Annotated in this window: 17 protein-coding genes and 1 other annotated feature; of the genes, 2 read left to right on the top strand and 15 right to left on the bottom strand. The window is 37.8% G+C overall.

Annotated elements, in window-relative coordinates:
* Window positions 1-64 precede the first annotated feature (64 nt).
* From AC0L0O_RS02605 to cymR, 4 genes are all read right to left on the bottom strand, one after another.
* On the bottom strand, window positions 65-724 hold the full coding sequence (locus tag AC0L0O_RS02605; protein WP_000066395.1) for a tetratricopeptide repeat protein: 660 nt from the start codon (window positions 722-724) through the stop codon (window positions 65-67).
* Window positions 725-834: 110 nt separating this feature from the next.
* Window positions 835-1,950, bottom strand: coding sequence for a tRNA 2-thiouridine(34) synthase MnmA (gene mnmA / locus AC0L0O_RS02600; protein ID WP_001038006.1), 1,116 nt, complete (start codon window positions 1,948-1,950; stop codon window positions 835-837).
* 16 nt (window positions 1,951-1,966) lie between these two features.
* A complete protein-coding gene (locus tag AC0L0O_RS02595) occupies window positions 1,967-3,112 on the bottom strand; it encodes a cysteine desulfurase family protein (RefSeq protein ID WP_000439912.1) in 1,146 nt (381 codons plus the stop codon).
* A 35-nt stretch (window positions 3,113-3,147) separates the two neighbouring features.
* Complete coding sequence (gene cymR / locus AC0L0O_RS02590; RefSeq protein WP_000704116.1) at window positions 3,148-3,564, bottom strand: cysteine metabolism transcriptional regulator CymR; 417 nt, start codon at window positions 3,562-3,564, stop codon at window positions 3,148-3,150.
* Between the two features lie 292 nt (window positions 3,565-3,856).
* Here cymR and AC0L0O_RS02585 point away from each other — a divergent pair, with 292 nt between their 5' ends.
* Window positions 3,857-5,143 (top strand): replication-associated recombination protein A, encoded by a 1,287-nt coding sequence (locus AC0L0O_RS02585; protein ID WP_000812935.1) that lies wholly within the window; start codon window positions 3,857-3,859, stop codon window positions 5,141-5,143.
* Window positions 5,144-5,180: 37 nt separating this feature from the next.
* Window positions 5,181-5,822, top strand: coding sequence for an RsfA family transcriptional regulator (locus AC0L0O_RS02580; protein ID WP_000857702.1), 642 nt, complete (start codon window positions 5,181-5,183; stop codon window positions 5,820-5,822).
* A gap of 293 nt (window positions 5,823-6,115) precedes the next feature.
* Here AC0L0O_RS02580 and AC0L0O_RS02575 read toward each other — a convergent pair whose 3' ends face one another.
* The 11 genes from AC0L0O_RS02575 to secDF form a co-directional block, all read right to left on the bottom strand.
* Window positions 6,116-6,883 carry a tRNA threonylcarbamoyladenosine dehydratase gene (locus AC0L0O_RS02575; RefSeq protein WP_000903177.1) on the bottom strand — a complete coding sequence of 256 codons (768 nt, stop codon included), beginning with the start codon at window positions 6,881-6,883 and terminating at the stop codon, window positions 6,116-6,118.
* Between the two features lie 349 nt (window positions 6,884-7,232).
* A complete protein-coding gene (gene aspS / locus AC0L0O_RS02570) occupies window positions 7,233-9,008 on the bottom strand; it encodes an aspartate--tRNA ligase (protein WP_000840904.1) in 1,776 nt (591 codons plus the stop codon).
* A 12-nt stretch (window positions 9,009-9,020) separates the two neighbouring features.
* On the bottom strand, window positions 9,021-10,292 hold the full coding sequence (gene hisS, locus AC0L0O_RS02565; protein ID WP_003161280.1) for a histidine--tRNA ligase: 1,272 nt from the start codon (window positions 10,290-10,292) through the stop codon (window positions 9,021-9,023).
* 69 nt (window positions 10,293-10,361) lie between these two features.
* Window positions 10,362-10,592 (bottom strand) — a binding site (T-box leader).
* Window positions 10,593-10,646: 54 nt separating this feature from the next.
* On the bottom strand, window positions 10,647-10,823 hold the full coding sequence (locus tag AC0L0O_RS02560) for a hypothetical protein (protein ID WP_001242605.1): 177 nt from the start codon (window positions 10,821-10,823) through the stop codon (window positions 10,647-10,649).
* A gap of 85 nt (window positions 10,824-10,908) precedes the next feature.
* Entirely contained in the window at window positions 10,909-11,100 is a 192-nt protein-coding gene (locus tag AC0L0O_RS02555; RefSeq protein WP_001104596.1) for a hypothetical protein, read from the bottom strand.
* Between the two features lie 266 nt (window positions 11,101-11,366).
* Window positions 11,367-11,807 (bottom strand): D-tyrosyl-tRNA(Tyr) deacylase, encoded by a 441-nt coding sequence (locus AC0L0O_RS02550; RefSeq protein ID WP_001266953.1) that lies wholly within the window; start codon window positions 11,805-11,807, stop codon window positions 11,367-11,369.
* Window positions 11,808-11,824: 17 nt separating this feature from the next.
* Entirely contained in the window at window positions 11,825-14,008 is a 2,184-nt protein-coding gene (gene relA, locus AC0L0O_RS02545) for a GTP diphosphokinase (RefSeq protein WP_001262809.1), read from the bottom strand.
* Window positions 14,009-14,218: 210 nt separating this feature from the next.
* Window positions 14,219-14,731 (bottom strand): adenine phosphoribosyltransferase, encoded by a 513-nt coding sequence (locus AC0L0O_RS02540; RefSeq protein WP_000346214.1) that lies wholly within the window; start codon window positions 14,729-14,731, stop codon window positions 14,219-14,221.
* A gap of 47 nt (window positions 14,732-14,778) precedes the next feature.
* Window positions 14,779-17,118 (bottom strand): single-stranded-DNA-specific exonuclease RecJ, encoded by a 2,340-nt coding sequence (gene recJ / locus AC0L0O_RS02535; protein WP_473785641.1) that lies wholly within the window; start codon window positions 17,116-17,118, stop codon window positions 14,779-14,781.
* 101 nt (window positions 17,119-17,219) lie between these two features.
* Window positions 17,220-18,113 carry a cation diffusion facilitator family transporter gene (locus tag AC0L0O_RS02530; protein WP_000409725.1) on the bottom strand — a complete coding sequence of 298 codons (894 nt, stop codon included), beginning with the start codon at window positions 18,111-18,113 and terminating at the stop codon, window positions 17,220-17,222.
* A 153-nt stretch (window positions 18,114-18,266) separates the two neighbouring features.
* Entirely contained in the window at window positions 18,267-20,531 is a 2,265-nt protein-coding gene (gene secDF / locus AC0L0O_RS02525; RefSeq protein ID WP_001119075.1) for a protein translocase subunit SecDF, read from the bottom strand.
* Window positions 20,532-20,661: the final 130 nt, after the last annotated feature.

The following is a 20,661-nucleotide window of genomic DNA, read 5'->3' as shown; positions in this document are numbered from 1 at the left end:
TAATGAGCAGTACATCCCCCACCTCTTTAGATGAGGGATAACTACCCATTAAACTATATTTTTCTTATTCAGCTTCTTGCTCTAATAAACGAACACCATTACCAGCTAAAAAGTGATCTGGCTGAATTTCAGTTGCTTTCTTAAATAAAGCAAGAGCCTTCTCGTTATTTTCTTCAAACACGTACGCAACACCTAAATTATAATACGCATCCGCATGCTCTTCATCCATTTCTAATACCTTTTCAAAATAAGGTTTCGCCTCTTGAATATGTTCTAATCGTGCAAAACAAAGTCCGCACTGGAACACAGCTTCTACATCGTTTTCATCTAATTCTGTTGCTCTTTGTAAAAACGGCAGTGCAAGACGATCATTTCCAAGTTGCACATGCGTAATACCTAACATAAATGTTACATCAGCTGATTGTAATCCAGCTTGCATCGCTTGTTCAAATACAGCTTTCGCCTCTGCAAATTGCTCTTGACCGTAATATACGTTCCCTAATCCATAATAAGCAGCCGCAGATTTATCATCTAACTCTAATGCACGTTTATAAAATAAAATTGCTCTCTCACTGTCACCTAATACATCTAATAAGTTTGCAAAATTAATATATCCAAGCGCATCTTTCGGATTTTCTTCAATTGCTTCTGTGAAATTTTTAGCAGCTTCTTCCCAGTTTCCTTCTTGCATATATTGAATACCTGTTTCAAGTTTGTTTGACATGTCCTTCACCTCTACAACAAATTATAACAAAGAATGTATTTTCCAAGCGAACGAAAATTCGCCTTATGTAAAAGAAACCTCTAACCGCGAATCGGTAGAGGCTTCTCGTTTTATCCTAAATAATCCAATTTCTTACCGCTACGGTACACTTCATCAATTGTAGCACCGCCTAAGCACTCATCTCCATCATAGAAAACAACTGCTTGTCCTGGTGTAATTGCACGAATTGGCTCGTCACAAAGAATACGAACTGTATTTTCATCAACGATTTGAACCGTTACTTTATTGTCTTCTTGACGATAACGGAATTTCGCTGTGCACTTAAATTCTTTTTCTTTCGCTTCATTACTTACCCAGCCAACATTGGTAGCAATAACTTCGTCGCCATATAGAAGTTCGTTATGGAATCCTTGATCAACATATAAAATGTTTTCTTTCAAGTTTTTCCCAACAGCAAACCACGGATCACCGTTACCGCCAATACCAAGACCATGACGTTGTCCAATTGTATAGTACATTAAACCGTCATGCTTCCCTTTCACTTCGCCAGATAATGTTTGCATCACACCTGGTTGTGCTGGTAAATAGTTACTTAAGAAATCTTTAAAGTTACGCTCACCAATGAAGCAAATACCAGTACTATCTTTCTTCGCCGCTGTCGCTAAACCAGCTTCTTTCGCCATTTCACGAATTTGTGGTTTCTTCAGTTCACCCAGCGGGAACATTGTTTTTGATAATTGCTCTTGACTTAATTGATTTAAGAAATACGTTTGGTCTTTATTGTCGTCAACGCCGCGAAGCATTTTATATTCGCCGTCCATATAAGCAACGCGTGCATAATGACCTGTCGCTACATAATCAGCACCAAGTGCAATTGCATGCTCTAAAAATGCTTTAAATTTAATTTCTTTGTTACACATTACATCTGGGTTTGGTGTACGACCAGCTCGGTACTCATCTAAGAAGTACGTAAATACTTTATCCCAGTATTGTTTTTCAAAGTTTACTGCATAATACGGAATACCAATTTGGTTACACACTTCAATTACATCATTGTAATCTTCTGTTGCTGTGCAGACACCATTCTCATCTGTATCATCCCAGTTTTTCATAAAAATTCCGATTACATCATAACCTTGCTCTTTTAATAAAAGAGCCGCTACAGATGAATCGACGCCACCGGACATCCCGATGACAACGCGTGTTTCGTGAGGTAGTTTGTTCATCATGTCACCTCCCATGCTAATTTTGTGTTAATCGCTTCACGATTTTCACTGTTTCGTACGCCGCTTTCTCAATTTGCTCTTTCGTATTTCCAAGTCCGAAACTAAAGCGTACGGATGAACGTATTTGATCGGAGTCTTTTCCGAACATCGCCACTAATACATGTGATGGATCAATCGAACCAGCTGTACACGCCGAACCACTTGATACAGCAATGCCAGCTAAGTCTAAGTTCACAAGAAACGGTTCAATGTTCATTCCTGTAAAACTAATATTAAGCACATGTGGTAAGCGATATTCTAAGTTTCCGTTTACCTCGAAAGTAATGTCTTCATTTTGGAAGACAGATACCATTATATCTTTAAACTCTTCATATTGGGCATTTTTTTGCTCACGAGTTTTTTCAGCTAGCAAAATTGCATGTTGTAAACCAACAATACTTGGCACATTTTCAGTACCAGCACGGCGTTTTCTTTCCTGCTCTCCGCCTATTAATAACGGTTCAAATTTCACATTTGTACCAGCGTATAAGAACCCTACACCTTTTGGTCCGTTAATTTTATGAGCTGAAATCGATAATAAATCAATACCAAACTCTTTCACATTAATTTCTACTAAACCGTAAGCTTGTACCGCATCTGTATGGAAATAAGCTTGATGCTCTTTTAGCAGCTTACCTATTTCTGCAATTGGTTGCATCGTCCCAACTTCATTATTCCCAAACATAACAGATACAAGAATCGTCTCTTCTGTCAATGCCTTTTGTATGTCAGAAACTTGAACGCGTCCTGTTTCATCAACAGGTAAATATGTCACTTCAAACCCTTCACGCTCTAACAATTCACACGTATGCAAAATTGCATGATGTTCAATTTGCGTCGTTATAATATGGTTACCTTTATGACGGTTCGCACGCGCTACACCGATAAGTGCTAAATTATCAGCTTCTGTACCACCGCTCGTAAATATAATTTCATTCGGATTCGCATGAATGCTACGTGCACACGCGCGTCTCGCCTCATCTACTGCATGGCGCGTTTGACGTCCATAAAAGTGAATACTAGACGGGTTTCCGAATGTTTCTGTCATATATGGAATCATCTTTTCGACCACTTCTGGGTGAGTCGGAGATGTCGCAGCATGATCTAAGTAAATGCGTTCCATTAAATCTCCTTCTTTCCAAATCGTTTCACAAGGAATTAAATGTAAAACATATAACCCCCGTGATTTTCTTCCTCATAACGTACTAAATCTTCTAACGTTGTACTATCTAACACTTCTTGCACCGCATCACGAACACGCATCCATAATTGGCGTTGTGCTGGCTCTTCTTCTTCTATCATTTCTACAACACTAATCGGACCCTCTAACACACGGATTACATCCCCAGCTGTAATGTTAGCCGGCTGATCTGATAATACATATCCGCCATATGCCCCGCGCGTACTCTTTACTAGACGCGCGTTACGAAGTGGTGAAATTAATTGCTCTAAGTAATGTTCCGATAAGTCATGTGCCTGCGCAATTGATTTTAATGAAATCGGACCTTCACCAAACTTTTTTGCAAGATCGATCATAATTGTTAAGCCGTAGCGGCCTTTCGTTGAAATCTTCATCTATTTTGCACCTCTTTTCAAATTTTCACTTCTATTGGTTATATCTTATTTATAAAAGAACACAATTTAAAATCCTATGAAATTATAGCATAATATAGTATTATAAGAAATTTCAACTTGTGTATCAAAATGATAACATAAAATCACATTGAAAAACTCGGAAATTATTACAATTGAAAGAAAAATGAAAATATTCATATTCATTTTTCCCACAAAACAGCATCCTATTTCAAATTCCACTAAAAAAAATGATACGATAGAAAGAGATTATACATTAAGGGAGACGGTAAAAATGAAACAACCACTCGCACATCGAATGCGCCCTACAAATATTCAAGAAATTATCGGACAACAACATTTAGTTGGCGAAGGAAAAATTTTATGGCGAATGGTCCAAGCGAATCATTTTCAATCTATGATTTTATATGGCCCTCCAGGCACTGGAAAAACATCTATCGCGAGCGCAATTGCCGGAAGTACCGGAACCCCTTTTCGCCTATTAAACGCTGTTACTCATAATAAAAAAGATATGGAAGTTGTCGTACAAGAGGCAAAGATGCATCGACACCTCGTTTTAATTTTAGATGAAGTACACCGTCTAGATAAAGCAAAACAGGATTTTTTATTACCCCATTTAGAGAGTGGACTCCTTACTTTAATTGGTGCAACGACGAGTAATCCGTTCCATGCTATTAATTCTGCTATTCGAAGTCGTTGTCAAATCTTCGAATTACACGCATTAACAGAAGATGATCTTTTAATTGGATTAAAACGAGCACTTGAAGATAAAGAAAAAGGTCTTGGAGAATATGATGTAACTGTTACGCCTGAAGCATTACATCACTTTGCAAATGCATCAGGCGGAGATATGCGTTCCGCTTATAATGCACTTGAACTAGCTGTTTTATCTAGCTTTACAACTGATGACAAAGCTGCGGAAATCACGCTAGAAATCGCAGAAGAATGCTTACAAAAAAAGAGCTTCGTTCATGATAAAGGTGGAGATGCTCATTATGACGTATTATCGGCATTTCAAAAATCGGTGCGCGGAAGCGATGTAAATGCAGCACTTCATTATTTAGCACGTCTTATTGAAGCTGGTGATTTACAAAGCATCGGTAGACGTCTTCTTATTATGGCATATGAAGATATTGGACTTGCTAGCCCGCAAGCTGGACCGCGTACACTAGCAGCTATAGAATCAGCGGAACGAGTTGGATTCCCAGAAGCACGCATACCACTTGCAAATGCTGTTATCGAGCTTTGCTTATCACCTAAATCGAACTCAGCTTATAAAGCACTTGATGCTGCATTACACGATTTACGTAACGGTCAAACAGGCGATATCCCAAGTCATTTAAAAGATAGTCATTATAAAGGCGCAGAGGCACTTGGAAGAGGCATTGGATACTTATACCCACACGACCAACCAAATGGCTGGGTACAACAACAATACTTACCTGATAAAATAAAAAACAAACAATATTATAAACCAAAAACGACAGGAAAATTTGAGCAAGCACTTTCTACTGTATATGAAAGATTACAAAGTTCGAATAAAACAAAAAATAAAGGGTAACATAAGCGAAAACGTCACCATTATGGAGGCTTCGCTTATGAAAACACGTCAAGATGCATGGACAAAAGAAGACGATCTCCTTTTAGCCGAAACTGTTTTACGGCATATTCGCAGCGGCAGTACACAAATAAAAGCATTCGATGAAGTCGGCGATGCTTTAAACCGGACTTCCGCAGCTTGCGGATTTAGATGGAATGCTGAAGTGAGACCGAACTACGAAGATGCGGTGCAACTTGCAAAAAAACAACGGAAAGAATTAAAGCGCTCTGAAGCTAAAATAGAAAAAGAGCATTTCACGAAAACGAAACAACTCGTAATCGATGCTGAGTTTTCTGAAGATATTGCACCAAGTAAACAAGAACTTACAATGCAAAATGTCATCTCGTTTTTGCAAAACTTAGAGCATACCAACCCTTCGCTCGCAAAGTTACAAACTGAAAATGATGTACTACAAGCTCAGCTCACTTCCTTGCAAAAAACGAATGATGAGCTTGAAACTAAATTAGCCGTACTCACAAAAAAACAACAAGCAATCGAAGAAGATTACGCAATGCTTGTTAGAATTATGGACCGTGCTCGAAAACTTGTTTCAGTCGAAGAACAAGAAGAGCAAATTGCTCCGATTTTCAAAACAGATCAAAATGGAAATTTAGATATTATATATTCTGCAGAGAATTAAAAACAGGGGTGCCACTTTTTTGATTAAGTGACACCCCTGTTTTTTTTTCTGTGAATAATGTATTGGTAAATGAAATTATATCAACGATTTTTCAAATATATCTATCGTAACTTACAATATATCAACGATTTTTTAATTATATCGACGATTCGACAAGGAATATCGATTTACTGATAAATATTTACAAAATAAGTAAACCTGCTATATAAAGAAGTATTAGCATTGCAAATATCAGCAGTTCTTTAAAATATAATAGAAAAAGCATATACCCTAGACGGATATATGCTTTCTTTTTATTCTTGCCCTACACGTTTCACTTCTACGTTTTTAATGCGTTCACGTACAACGTGACTTGCCATAATTAAGCCTGCCACAGATGGTACGAATGCATTTGATGAAGGCGGTAATTTCGCTTTACGAATTTTTGCATTTTCGTCTGGTACAATTTCTTTACGTACTTCTTCACGAATTACGATTGGATTTTCGTCAGAGAAAACAACCTTCACACCTTTTTTAATGCCCTCTTTACGAAGCTTCGTACGGATTACTTTCGCAATTGGATCTGTATGTGTTTTAGAGATGTCCGCAATACGAAAACGAGTTGGATCCATTTTATTTGCTGCACCCATACTTGAGATAATTTTAATTTTACGACGTAAACATTGTTTAATTAAATGAATTTTGAACGTAATCGTATCAGATGCATCCACTACGAAGTCTAAACCATGCTTAAAGAACTCTTCATATGTTTCATCTGTATAAAACATTTCTAGTCCAATTACTTCACACTCTGGGTTAATGTCTGCGATACGCTCTTTCATTAATTCTACTTTTGAACGCCCTACAGTAGATACTAAAGCATGAATTTGACGGTTCACGTTTGTAATATCTACAACGTCTTTGTCAACTAATACGAGACGCCCTACGCCAGAACGCGCTAACGCTTCAGCTGCAAAAGAACCTACGCCGCCAATTCCTAAAATACCAACTGTACTATTTTTTAATATTTCAAGTCCTTCTTTACCGAAGGCTAATTCATTACGTGAAAATTGATGTAACATTCAGCTCTACACTCCTATTACAAAAATGGTCTACCATGTATTCTAGCGTTTTTCCGACTATTTGTATAGAAAAAGTTATAGAATTCCTAAAAATACATATTTCGAAAATGAAAACATAGTGTAAACCGGACTTTTTAAACTTCCTTCCAATACACGTTTAAAAAGGAGGATTCAGAGGACCGAGCAGATCGAGGCACGTATGCTAGGAGGAGCGCAGTGTAGCGTTACTACTCGAGCACCGGACTAGCATACGTAACGACGAGATGCGACAGCCATCTGAACCGGACTTTTTAAACAACCTCTCAAAAAAAGTCTAGACGGCTATAGTATAACCATCTAGACTTTTTTCTTACTTCTCTTCTTTCACGTTCAACTTCAAGTTCAGCTCTTCAAGCTGTGCTTCTGCAACTGGGCTTGGAGCTTCTGTTAATAAGCAGCTTGCGCTTGCTGTTTTCGGGAATGCAATTGTATCACGAAGGTTCGTACGGCCTGCAAGTAACATAACAAGACGGTCTAACCCTAATGCGATACCACCGTGTGGTGGCGTACCGTATTCGAATGCTTCTAATAAGAATCCGAATTGCTCTTGTGCTTCTTCTTGTGAGAATCCAAGTGCTTTGAACATTTTTTCTTGTACGTCACGCTCGTAAATACGAAGTGATCCACCGCCAAGCTCATAACCGTTTAATACAAGGTCATATGCTTGTGCACGTGCTTTTTCTGGTGCTGTTTCTAATAACTCAACATCTTCACGGAAAGGCATTGTGAATGGGTGGTGAGCTGCGAAGTAACGATCTGCATCTTCGTCGTACTCAAGAAGTGGCCAATCCGTTACCCATAGGAAGTTAAATTTACTTTCGTCAATTAACTCAAGCTCTTTACCTAGACGCAAACGAAGTGCGCCTAAGCTATCTGCAACAACGCTCTTCTTATCTGCTACGAATAGTAATAAGTCACCAGCAGTAGCTTCTAATGTATTCATTAACACGCTCGCATCTTCTTCACCGAAGAATTTCGCGATTGGTCCTTTTAAGCCGTCTTCTTCCACTTTAAGCCAAGCTAAACCTTTTGCACCGTATACTTTTACGAATTCAGTTAATGCATCGATATCTTTACGAGAGTATTTGCTCGCAGCACCTTTTGCATTAATTGCTTTTACTTGTCCGCCGCTTTCTACAGCACTTGTAAATACTTTAAAGCCACAACCTGCTGCAAACTCAGATAAGTCTGTTAGTTCCATTTCAAAGCGTGTATCTGGCTTATCAGAACCATAGCGAGCCATTGCATCAGCATATTTCATACGAGGGAATGGTGCGCTAACTTCTACACCTTTTGCATCCTTCATAACTTTCGTCATCATGCGCTCCATCATATCTAAAATTTCATCTTGTGTTAAGAATGAAGCCTCGATATCGATTTGCGTGAATTCTGGTTGACGATCCGCACGTAAATCTTCGTCACGGAAACAACGTGCTACTTGATAGTAACGCTCAAATCCACCGACCATAAGAAGCTGTTTAAATAGCTGTGGAGACTGTGGTAATGCATAGAATTCACCGTCATGTACACGACTTGGTACTAAATAGTCACGAGCGCCTTCTGGTGTGCTCTTCGTTAAAATTGGTGTTTCCACTTCTAAGAACTCTTCTGTATCTAAGAAGTTACGAATTGTTTTCGTTACGTCGTGACGCATTTTGAATGTGTTAAACATTACTGGACGACGTAAGTCTAAATAACGATATTTCAAACGTACATCTTCTGATGCATCTGTATCATCAGCAATAATGATTGGCGTTGTTTTCGCTGCATTTAATACGTTTACTTTCGTTGCTTGTACTTCAATACGACCTGTTGCCATATTGTCATTAATTGCGCCTTCACCACGCTCAACAACTGTACCTTCTACGTGTAATACGTATTCGCTACGAATTGTTTCTGCTACCTCTAGCGCTTCTTTTGATGTTTCTGGGTTAAATACAACTTGTACGATACCTGTACGATCACGTAAGTCGATAAAGATTAATCCACCTAAATCACGGCGTTTTTGTACCCAACCTTTTAATTGAACTGTTTGTCCAACTGCTTCTACTGTTACTTTTCCACATGCATGTGTTCTTTCAGCCACTGTAAGTTCCCCCTATATTAATTTCTCTGCTACGTATGAAGCAAACACATCTAATGCTACTTCTTCTTGTTCGCCTGTTGCCATATCTTTTAAGTTAATGATGCCTTTATCTAACTCATCTTCCCCTAGTACAGCTACGAATTTCGCTTTTAGACGATCTGCTGATTTAAATTGTGCTTTCATTTTGCGATCTAAATAATCTTTTTCAACTGCTAATCCAGCTTTACGAAGATCAAACGCAACTTTTGCAGCATGGTCTTTCGCTTTTTCACCAAGCGCTACAACGTAACAATCGATACTATGTTCAATTGGTAATTCGATGTTTTCAGCTTTTAGCGCCATAATTAAACGTTCAATACTCATCGCAAAACCGATACCTGGCATTTCTGGTCCACCGATTTCTTGTACAAGTCCGTTATAACGGCCACCACCGCTTAGTGTAGTGATCGCACCGAAACCTTCTGCTTCACTCATAATTTCAAAAACCGTGTGCTGGTAGTAGTCTAAACCACGTACTAAGTTCGGATCTTTTTCAAATGGAACATCCATCATCGTTAATAGTTCTTGAACTTTGTCGTAGTATACTGCTGAATCTTCGTTTAAGTATTCTGTAATAGATGGTGCTGTTCCCATTAATTCATGGTTACGGTCCTTCTTACAATCTAAAATACGAAGAGGGTTCTTTTCTAAACGAGATTGACAGTCAGAACAGAACTCACCGATACGTGGCTCAAAGTGTGCAATTAACGCATCACGGTGCGCTTGACGGCTCGCCGCATCACCTAAGCTGTTTAATACAACTTTAATATTTTTTAAGCCCATGCCGCGGTAAAACTCTACAGCAAGTGCAATTACTTCCGCATCAATTGCAGGATCGTTACTACCGATTGCTTCAATACCGAATTGTACGAATTGACGATAGCGACCTGCTTGTGGTCTTTCGTAACGGAACATTTGACCGATATAATATAATTTCGTTGGTTGTGTTGCGTCACCGAACATTTTGTTTTCAACGTAAGAACGTACAACAGGTGCAGTGCCTTCTGGACGTAATGTTAAACTACGCTCTCCACGATCTTGGAATGAGTACATTTCTTTTTGCACGATATCTGTCGTATCACCAACACCACGTAAAAATAACTCAGTGTGTTCAAAGATCGGTGTACGAATTTCTTTATAATTGTAACGACGGCAAATTTCGCGTGCTTGCCCTTCGATATACTGCCATAACTCAACAGTGCCTGGAAGAATATCTTGCGTTCCGCGTGGGATTTGAATAGACATATTCAGTTCCTCCTCAAATTGTTTTAATCTTAATAAAAATAAAAAAACTCCCGCCTCTACTGTTTGAACAGTAGGGACGAGAGTATTATACCCGTGGTGCCACCCTAATTGAAGCACGTATGCTTCCACTTTTTTAATAACGCTTAAATGTGCGTTCATCCCTACTAAGCGTATATGCCGTTCAAGTTGAAACCTCTAGAGTGTCATTCAATCAGTCATCATGTAGAAATGTTTTCAGCCTAAGACATTTCTTCTCTTTCCATGTGTGTCTCATTTACTCTTCTCTATCAACGGTTATATTCATATGTAAATATAAAATTACTATACGTTTGTTCAGTAGGATTGTCAAGTGCTCTAAGAGCGTTCAATCTGCTTCTTTAGACGCTTTACATCTTGAAGAGAAATGCCAAACTCAGAAGCAAGCTCCATTGAAGTATTGTTTTGCTCTTTTGAAATAAAATCATGAAAATTTACGTTAAACAGTTGATTTGCACCATTTGTAACAGAATGCCCTTTTTCATTCATACGCATACGTATATCCCTCACATTCAATATGGATGTTTTACTTTTTATTGTTCCATATTGATGAAAGGGTTATACATACAAACGAATAACACTATTCTATAACGCTCTTATATAAATAATTACCTCTTTGAATCATAAAGAATGTTGCAACCATCGCTGCCATTACAAATATTACCCAAGTACCGTAACTTAACACTGCGAAAATAATTCCTAATGCATTGAAAAGAATAGCTAAGCTAAATCGCAATAAAAATTTAAAATCTTTAAAGACTGACCAATTCATATACTCTCTCCCCTTATCACACATACGCTCGAATATTTTTACCATTTTTTACATTATACTATATAAGTAATGACCTAATCTATTGATTCCAAATAAACATTACCAATCGATTCACAACAATAATAATCGCAAGTCCATTCGCCAAAATAGGATGTTACACCTTCTTTTCCTTTTATTCCCTTCCAAATTCATCCTATATTAAATGAACAAAACATACAACAATGTATAAAAAAGAGAGGATGATATCATCCTCTCTTCTTGCAACATTATTTACTTTCCACAATTAAGGTAACCGGACCATCATTGATTAAAGAAACATCCATCATTGCTCCGAACTCCCCTGTTTCTACATGCAATCCTTGCTTACGAACTTCTTCATTAAAGAAATCATATAAATGCTCTGCATAGTCAGGTTTGGCAGCATCCATAAAGTTTGGACGTCTTCCCTTGCGGCAATCTCCGTATAATGTGAATTGCGAAATGGATAGAACTTGTCCTTCTACATCGAGTACAGAATGGTTCATCTTTCCGCTCTCATCTTCAAAAATACGTAAGTTCGCAATTTTTTCTGCAATGTAAGTTGCATCTTTTTCTGTATCTTCATGCGTAATGCCAACTAGTAATGTTAAACCGAACGGAATTTGTCCTACGATCTCACCGTCTACTGTGACAGACGCTTCTTTTGATCGTTGTAAAACAACTCTCATCTTTTCTACACTCCCTATTAATGCATCATGCGTCGTACTGCATAAATTTCTGGAACACGTTTAATGCGTTCTACTACTTTTTTCAAGTGCTGTAAGTTACGAATAGAGATTGACATATTAATTGTCGCCATCTTATTACGGTCACTTCTACCAGAAACTGCTGAAATGTACGTTTTCGTCTCTGTAACAGCTTGTAATACTTCGTTTAATAAACCACGGCGATCGTAACCTGAAATTTCAATATCAACGTTATACTCAATTTCTTTTTCAGGACTACCTTCCCACTCTACTTCTAATAAACGTTCTATCGCTTCTTCTGTATGAACATTTACACAATCACGGCGGTGAATTGATACGCCTCGGCCTTTCGTAATATATCCAACGATATCATCACCAGGTACTGGGTTACAGCATTTTGATAAACGAATTAATAAATTATCCGCACCGCTCACTTTAACGCCAGAATCCCATTTTCGAATTTTCATCGGTTTACGAACTTCTTTAACTTCAACAATCTCTTCTTCTTCACGTTGTTTACGGAACTTGTCCGTTAGTCGCGTAACAATTTGTGATGCAGTGATGCCATTATATCCAACTGCTGCAAACATATCTTCTTCATTTGCAAAGTTGAATTTTTCAGCAACACGTTTTAAATTGTCAGGAGCTAACACTTCTTTCATCTCATACTCTAGGCTCCGCACTTCTTTCTCAACAAGTTCACGGCCTTTTTCAATATTTTCATCTCTACGTTGCTTCTTAAAGAATTGACGTATTTTGTTTTTTGCATGAGATGTTTGAGCTAGTTTCACCCAATCTTGACTTGGTCCATACGAATGTTTCGATGTTAAAATTTCAATGATGTCACCTGTTTTTAATTTATAGTCAAGTGTCACCATTTTCCCGTTTACTTTTGCACCAATTGTTTTATTCCCAATCTCTGAATGCACACGATATGCAAAGTCAATTGGAACAGATCCAAGTGGCAATTCCATTACATCGCCTTTCGGTGTAAAGACGAATACCATGTCAGAGAATAAATCAATTTTTAACGACTCCATAAACTCTTCTGCATTAGAAGCTTCATTTTGCCATTCTAATATTTGACGGAACCATGTAAGTTTCTTCTCTAATGTGCCTGTTGTTTCTGCTGTTTTTCCTTCTTTATACGCCCAGTGTGCCGCGATCCCGAATTCTGCAATCTCATGCATTTCTTTCGTACGAATTTGCACTTCAAGCGGATCACCTTTCGGTCCAATTACAGTCGTATGAAGAGATTGATATAGATTTGCTTTCGGCATTGCAATATAGTCTTTAAAACGACCTGGCATCGGCTTCCAGCACGTATGAATAATTCCAAGTACTGCATAACAATCTTTAATACTATTTACAACGACACGTACAGCTAATAAATCGTAAATTTCATTGAACTGTTTATTTTGCAGTGCCATTTTACGATAAATACTGTAAATATGTTTTGGTCTTCCAGAAATCTCTGGTTGAATTGCAACTTCGTCTAATTTCTCACGAATACCAGTCATTACTTCGTCTAAATACTCTTCACGTTCTGCACGTTTACGCTTCATTAAATTTACAATACGATAATATTGCTGTGGATTTAAATAGCGAAGTGACGTATCCTCTAGCTCCCATTTAATAGTACTAATTCCGAGTCTATGTGCTAAAGGTGCAAAGATTTCTAACGTTTCATTCGCAATGCGACGCTGCTTCTCTTGAGGCAAATGTTTCAATGTACGCATGTTATGAAGACGATCAGCTAGTTTAATTAAAATAACTCGAATATCTTGAGCCATCGCAATAAACATTTTGCGATGGTTTTCTGCTTGTTGTTGCTCATGAGATTTATATTTAATCTTTCCAAGCTTTGTTACACCATCGACAAGCATAGCAATTTCTTTATTAAATTCCCGTTCAATATCTTCTAATGTAATCTCTGTATCTTCTACTACATCATGTAAGAAACCTGCTGATACTGTAGCTGGATCCATGTGTAAATCAACTAAAATACCTGCAACTTGAATTGGATGAATAATGTACGGTTCACCCGATTTTCTGTATTGTTCGCTATGTGCATCGCGTGCATATTCATAGGCACGTGCTACTAGCTCAATATCTTCATCCACTAAATATTGACTTGCTTTCTCGAGTACCTGTTCAGCTGTTAGTACCTGCTCATTTGCCATCGAATCACCTTTTATTGAAAATTGACTTTATCTTTATTAAATAGAATAAATTATATTCTATCATTATAACCCAATGATTGTGAATTGTGAAAAGGAAAAGATTTTACTGACATTTCACCATATTTTTTTGTTCAATTATACAAAAGTACCCGCTCCTCTCCAAGAGATTCACGGGTACTTCTTATCACCGTAGTTTTACCTATATAGCGATTAGTATTTTTCTAATACTAATACATCGTAACCATCTAACATTTTACGACCATCTAAGTAAGTAAGTTCTACTAAGAATGCAATTCCTGCTACAACTCCGCCTAACTCTTCAACTAGCTTAATTGTTGCTTCGATTGTTCCACCTGTAGCTAATAGATCATCTGTAATTAATACGCGTTGGCCTGGTTTAATTGCATCTTTATGGATTGTTAAAACATCTTTACCATATTCTTTACCGTAGTCAACTGTAATTACTTCACGTGGTAATTTTCCTAATTTACGAACTGGTGCAAATCCTACTTCTAATGCATAAGAAACTGGGCAACCGATAATAAAGCCACGTGCTTCTGGTCCTACTACAAGGTCGATGTCTCTCTCTTTTGCATACTCAACGATTGCATCTGTTGCTGCTTTGTATGCTTTACCGTCGTTCATTAACGGTGTAATGTCTTTAAACACAATACCTTCTTTTGGATAGTCCGGTACAATTGCGATATGTTGCTTGAAATCCATATTTCTGAATCCTCCTCAGATCTAAAAGGTTTGTAAATACAAATCCTTTACCCTAGCTGTTCTACTTCTTTATGATTACGAATCGTTTCAAACCATGTATATAGTTGCTGATATGTGCTATAAACCAACTCTTTTTCTAATTGTAAGTGGTTCATTTTCTCACGATATGTGTTCGATTCAATTAAATCACGCTTTTGTTTTTTGTCTGCCATAAAAATGACGCCATCTTTTATTGTAACAAATTCTAACTCAAAAAACACCTGTGTCATGAAATTTACTGTATCTTTTGACCAACCTTTATGTTGACATAGTTGTTCTCCATATTGTCTTAAAGAAAATGGTGATTTTTGGCTCAAGAATGAATAGTACCATTTAAAGTGATCCCTCGTTGGAACAGTACTAAATAAATGATTATTCTCTTGATAAAATAGCGTATAAATTCGCGACGGGAACCCAACTTTAAATAGATCTCGTAATTCATCTGTTCCTTTTGGTAAATCAAGTAACACGATGTATTGCTCATCTAACTCGGTTACTTCTGATGCATGCATCATATGCTCTTTATAGTCTTCTAAAGAAAATTTATGCAATACCTCTTTAGAAAAATACACCATCGTTATTTTTTCTTTCGGAAGTTCTGCTACATTTGCTTCTACGTTACGCATACTACGCCAATCAAATAATTGCCATGCCTCTACAGCAATATCTTGCACCATTAATTGCGGCTTCTTAAAATTATTCCATTCATTGATAGACGCTTCCCCGATTACAGATACTTTCGCAACTGGAGAAATTTCTTTCGCGTACGCTCCAAATCCAAACCCGATTGTATCAAGTGTTGCCTGTCCATCACGAAGAGCCATTTTTAAATGAGAACCGTCTGATCCGATTGCACGAATACTTTCTAACTCTGCATCCTTCACCGCAATACGTGGCTTTGGATTTCCAACACCAAATGGTGCCAACTTTTGCATATCCTCGATTGCTGCAAGTGTTACGTCCTCCACTTTACAAAAAGCATCGACAGTTGTAATTGGGATAAAATCTTCTTCCGTTAAAATTACCTCCGCTTGCTCATTTAAACGGCGGCGTAATTCATCTACATCATTCATATGTAGCGTCATTCCCGCTGCCATCGGATGTCCCCCGAAGTGTGGCAATAACTCTCTACAATCTGACAAGTTTGCAAACAAATCGAATCCTGCAATACTACGCGCTGAACCTTTTGCAGTTTCTTTTACAGGATCAATGCATAATACAATCGTTGGACGATAAAAACGTTCAACTAATTTAGAAGCAACAATTCCAATTACACCTGGATTCCATCCTTCTTTTGCAAGCACTAATACTTTATTGTCTTCAGGCGGGAAATTCGTTTCCACTTCAGCGATAGCTTCTTCTGTAATTTGCTTTACAATATCTTTTCGCAGTTTGTTCAACTCATCAATTTCTTCAGCTAGCTCTTTCGCTTCTTCCGGATCCTCTGATAATAAAAGATGTACAGCCGGCGTAGCATCTTCTAAACGTCCAACTGCATTAATACGAGGTGCGATTGAGAAGCCAATACTCTCTTCTGTAATTTCACTTTGCGAAACGTTAGCTACTTTAAATAGCGCCTTTAGTCCAATATTTTTCGTCATGCGCATATATTTTAAACCGCGCTTCACTAGCAATCTATTTTCACCGTGAAGTGATACTAAATCGGCTACTGTACCAATTACTGCAATTTCTAATAAATGTTCTGGTACACGGCCCAGTAGTGCATGCGCAACTTTAAACGCAACACCAACGCCCGCTAAATAGTGAAACGGATACACACCGCCATCTAATTTCGGATGAATAATCGCAAGTGCTTCTGGCAATTCTGGTGGCGGCTCATGGTGATCCGTAATAATAAGATCTATCCCAAGTTCCTTCGCTACTTTCGCTTCATGTACAGCTGCGATACCAGTATCAACAGTAATAATGAGTGAGAATCCCGCGCTATGCGCCCAACGGAATGCTTCTTCGTTTGGTCCATAACCTTCTGTAAAACGGTTTGGGATATAAAATTCTACGTCTGCACCTAATTCTTGTAGGGCAAGATATAATACAGTCGTACTACTTACTCCGTCCGCATCGTAGTCACCAAATATTAATATTTGCTCTCCATTTTGAATCGCCTTATTTACACGTTCTACCGTTCTATCCATTCCTTCTAATAAAAATGGATCATGAAATTCTTGATTTTCTGTATTTAAAAAATCTAAAATCTTATCTTCTGTATCTAGTCCTCTACCGAGGAATAACGAAACGACAAGCGGTGATAATTGTAATTTGCTTGCTAATTCACTCACTCGCTCGCCATTATATTCTTTTTCTTTCCAACGCGTCTTCGGTTGTAACACGAAATCACCCCTTAACCTGTTCATTATACAAGACAGATTAAGGGGTGACAATATCATGCAAACTACGATGTAATATCTATATACCAAAATGTTAATAATGTTTAATTTGGAGAATACGGATTTATATGTACAAACACATTTTGTACGTTATCTTGTTTCATAAGCGTTTCTTTCACATGCTTTCCAATGCGATGTCCTTCTTCTACAGTAATATATGGATCTACAGAAACTTTAATATCAACAATAACGTAATGACCATGTTCCCTTGCGTATAACGAACCGATTTTTTTCACACCATCTATTTGAAGTACCGCTTCTCTAAGCGGAATAACATCTTCCTCATGAAGAACATGATCAAGCGTTGCATGAATCGCTTCTGCCCCAATACTCCATGCCATTTTTGCAACAAGAAGTGAAACAAATAATCCCGCAATTGGATCGGCATATACAAGCCAATCTAACCCGAACTTTCCACCGATAATCGCTGCACAAATACCGATTAAGGCTGCAATTGAAGAAAATACATCTGAACGGTGCTCATATGCATTTGCAATAATTGCATCACTATTTACCCTTTTCCCTAATCGGAATTTATATTGAAACATCCCTTCTTTTACAACAATCGAAAGAACGACAGCAAAAATCGTAATCCCTTTCGGTGGTTCTAGTTCTTGCGAAAAAGCTTTTATAGACGAAATCGCTATCTCAATTCCCACAATAAATAATAATACTGCAACAATAATCGCTGAAATCGATTCCGCTTTACCATGACCATACGGATGATCTTCATCGGGCGGTTGCTTCGCCGCTCGCAATCCAAACAGTACAGCTAGCGAACCAATTACATCCGATGCAGAATGCACGGCATCCGCTAATAGCGCTTTACTGTTCCCAATATAACCAATTACCGCCTTTATAATCGCTAATATAATATTACCAACGATCCCGACAATAGCACCAAACTCGGCCTGTTTAAAACGTTCATCTTTTTCCATAATTAAAATCCCTTCTTTTCTTAACCTATCTTTTTATTGTAACAAAAACAGCGATAAAATCACCACTTTCTTCCATTTTATCATTTCAAAGTTGCTATCTTATTGTATCCACAAACGAAAAAAGAGATGCCTCCTAAAGAGACATCATCTTTTTTATACTTGCGGTTCAGATTCTACTTTCTCAACCTTCTTCTTGTTTTTACCCTTTTTCAAACGACGGTTTTCAAGCATTAACCAAATTTGAGAGGCAACGAAAACAGAAGAATACGTACCTACAATTAATCCAACTAGTAACGCAAACGAGAAGTTACGTAGTGACTCACTACCGAAGATAAGTAACGCAATTACTGGGAATAACACTGTTAATACGGTGTTAATCGAACGACCAAGCGTTTGGCGAATACTTGCATTTACGATTTCCTCTAAGTCTTTTATATCACGAACTCGTTTTTTCTGTTTGTATAATTCACGGTTTCTATCAAACGTAACAATCGAGTCATTAATAGAATAACCGATGATTGTTAATACCGCAGCGATAAACGTTAAGTCTACCTCTAATTGTAAAATACTAAATATAACAATCATAACGAATGCATCATGTAGTAATGCAAGTACTGCAGATAATGCGTACGTAAATCGGAATCGAATACTTACGTATAAAATGATAACTGCAGAAGCAATTAATACTGCGATAAATGCATTTCGTGCAATTTCTTTACCGATTGTCGGTGAAACTGTACTTACGTTTGGATCTGTACCATATTTATCGTGGAAGAATGTTTTTGTTTTTGCAATTTCATCTTTTGATAGAACACCTAATGTACGAACTGCGAATCCTTTATTGTCATCTCCAGTCGGTACAATATTTTCTTCTTTCACATCAATGTTCAATTCTTTAAAATCTTTATGAACGTCAGACACAGTAACTGATTGTTTTGATTGCAAGTCGATACGTGTACCACTCGCAAAGTCAATACCAAGATTCATTTTGAAAATTGGTAAAATAATTGCACCTGCAATTACAACTACAATCGAGAAGATAAGGAATTTATGACCGACATTTACAAAGTTAATACGATCAAATTTCGTTGGTGGATGTACTACACCTTTTGTTAACGGAATAATATCCTTTTGTTTCACACCAAAATATCCTGGTTTTTTATCGAAGTAACGGCTCTTTACAAGTAAACTTAGTAAGAAACGTGTACCGAATACGTTCGTAATAAAACCAACTAAAATACTTACGATTAAACTTGTTGCGAATCCTTTTACAGAGCTATTACCGTAAACGAATAATACACCAGCTGCTGCAAGTGTTGTAATGTTCGCATCTAAAATTGTTGCTAATGAACGATGGTTACCAGCACGGAATGCTGACATCATTGACTTACCAATTTTCAGCTCTTCTTTTAGTCTCTCGTACGTAATAATATTCGCATCAACTGCGATACCTACCCCGAGCACTAACGCCGCAATACCTGGTAGCGTAAGAACTGCATGCATCCAGTTAAAGACAAGTAATGTAACGAAAATGTATAAACCTAACATAATAACCGCTACAATTCCTGGTAAACGGTAGAATACAAGCATAAATACAAAAATAAGAGCGATACCAATCGCACTAGCGAAAATTGTTTGCTCTAACGCTTGTTGACCAAACTTCGCTCCAACTGATGTTGAATACATTTCTTTTAAATCAACCGGAAGTGCACCTGCATTTAATAAAGATGAAAGTTGTTTCGCGCTTTCAACTGTGAAGTTTCCACCTACGATAGATACTTCAGCTTGGTTAAACACTTGGTTTACTGTTGCTGCTGATAAGAATTTCGGATTCGGTTTTGCAGATTCTGCTTTATACGAATCTTTTCCTTCTTCAAAATCAAGCCAAATTACCATTAAATTTGTTGGTGGTGGCATTTTTGAAATTTTTTCAGTTACTTCACGGAATTTTTCAGCGCTTTTTAGTGTAAGACCTACACTCGCACGGCCTTGCTCATCAAACGTTTGCTTCGCTCCGCCACCTTTTAAATCCGTTCCATCCATAAGAAGATTATCATCTACATCACGGAATGTTAATTTCGCTTGTGTTGACAACATTTCACGAGCTTTTTGCTGATCTTGTACACCAGCAAGCTGTACACGAATTCGATCTTGTCCTTCGATTTGAATGTTCGGCTCACTTACACCGAGAACATTGACACGATTTTCAAGAGCACCTACTGTACTTACAAGTACGTCTCGATCGATTTTATCACCTTTTTTGGCTGGTTTTACTTCATACAGAATTTCAAAACCACCGCGAAGGTCTAGTCCTAGACTAATTCCTTTTGCTATGTCTTTTCCTGCCGCACCAATTACTCCACCGATTAATAAAACGATGAGGAAAAAGGCGGCAATTCTCGTACCACGCTTTGCCATATGTACCCTCTTTCCGCTACTAACACTTCAAATAAATCTTTTACGATTCACTTTTACACGTGTGCATACGCCTAGTTAGTAGACTTCCTTTCTATAATTTTGCTAGTTCATCACCAGCTGTGTCGATAAG

This window comes from Bacillus sp. GS3m_15504 (genome assembly GCF_055825275.1).
The sequence above is the reverse complement of the archived record's forward strand: the minus strand, read 5'-3'. Positions and strand labels throughout refer to the sequence as shown.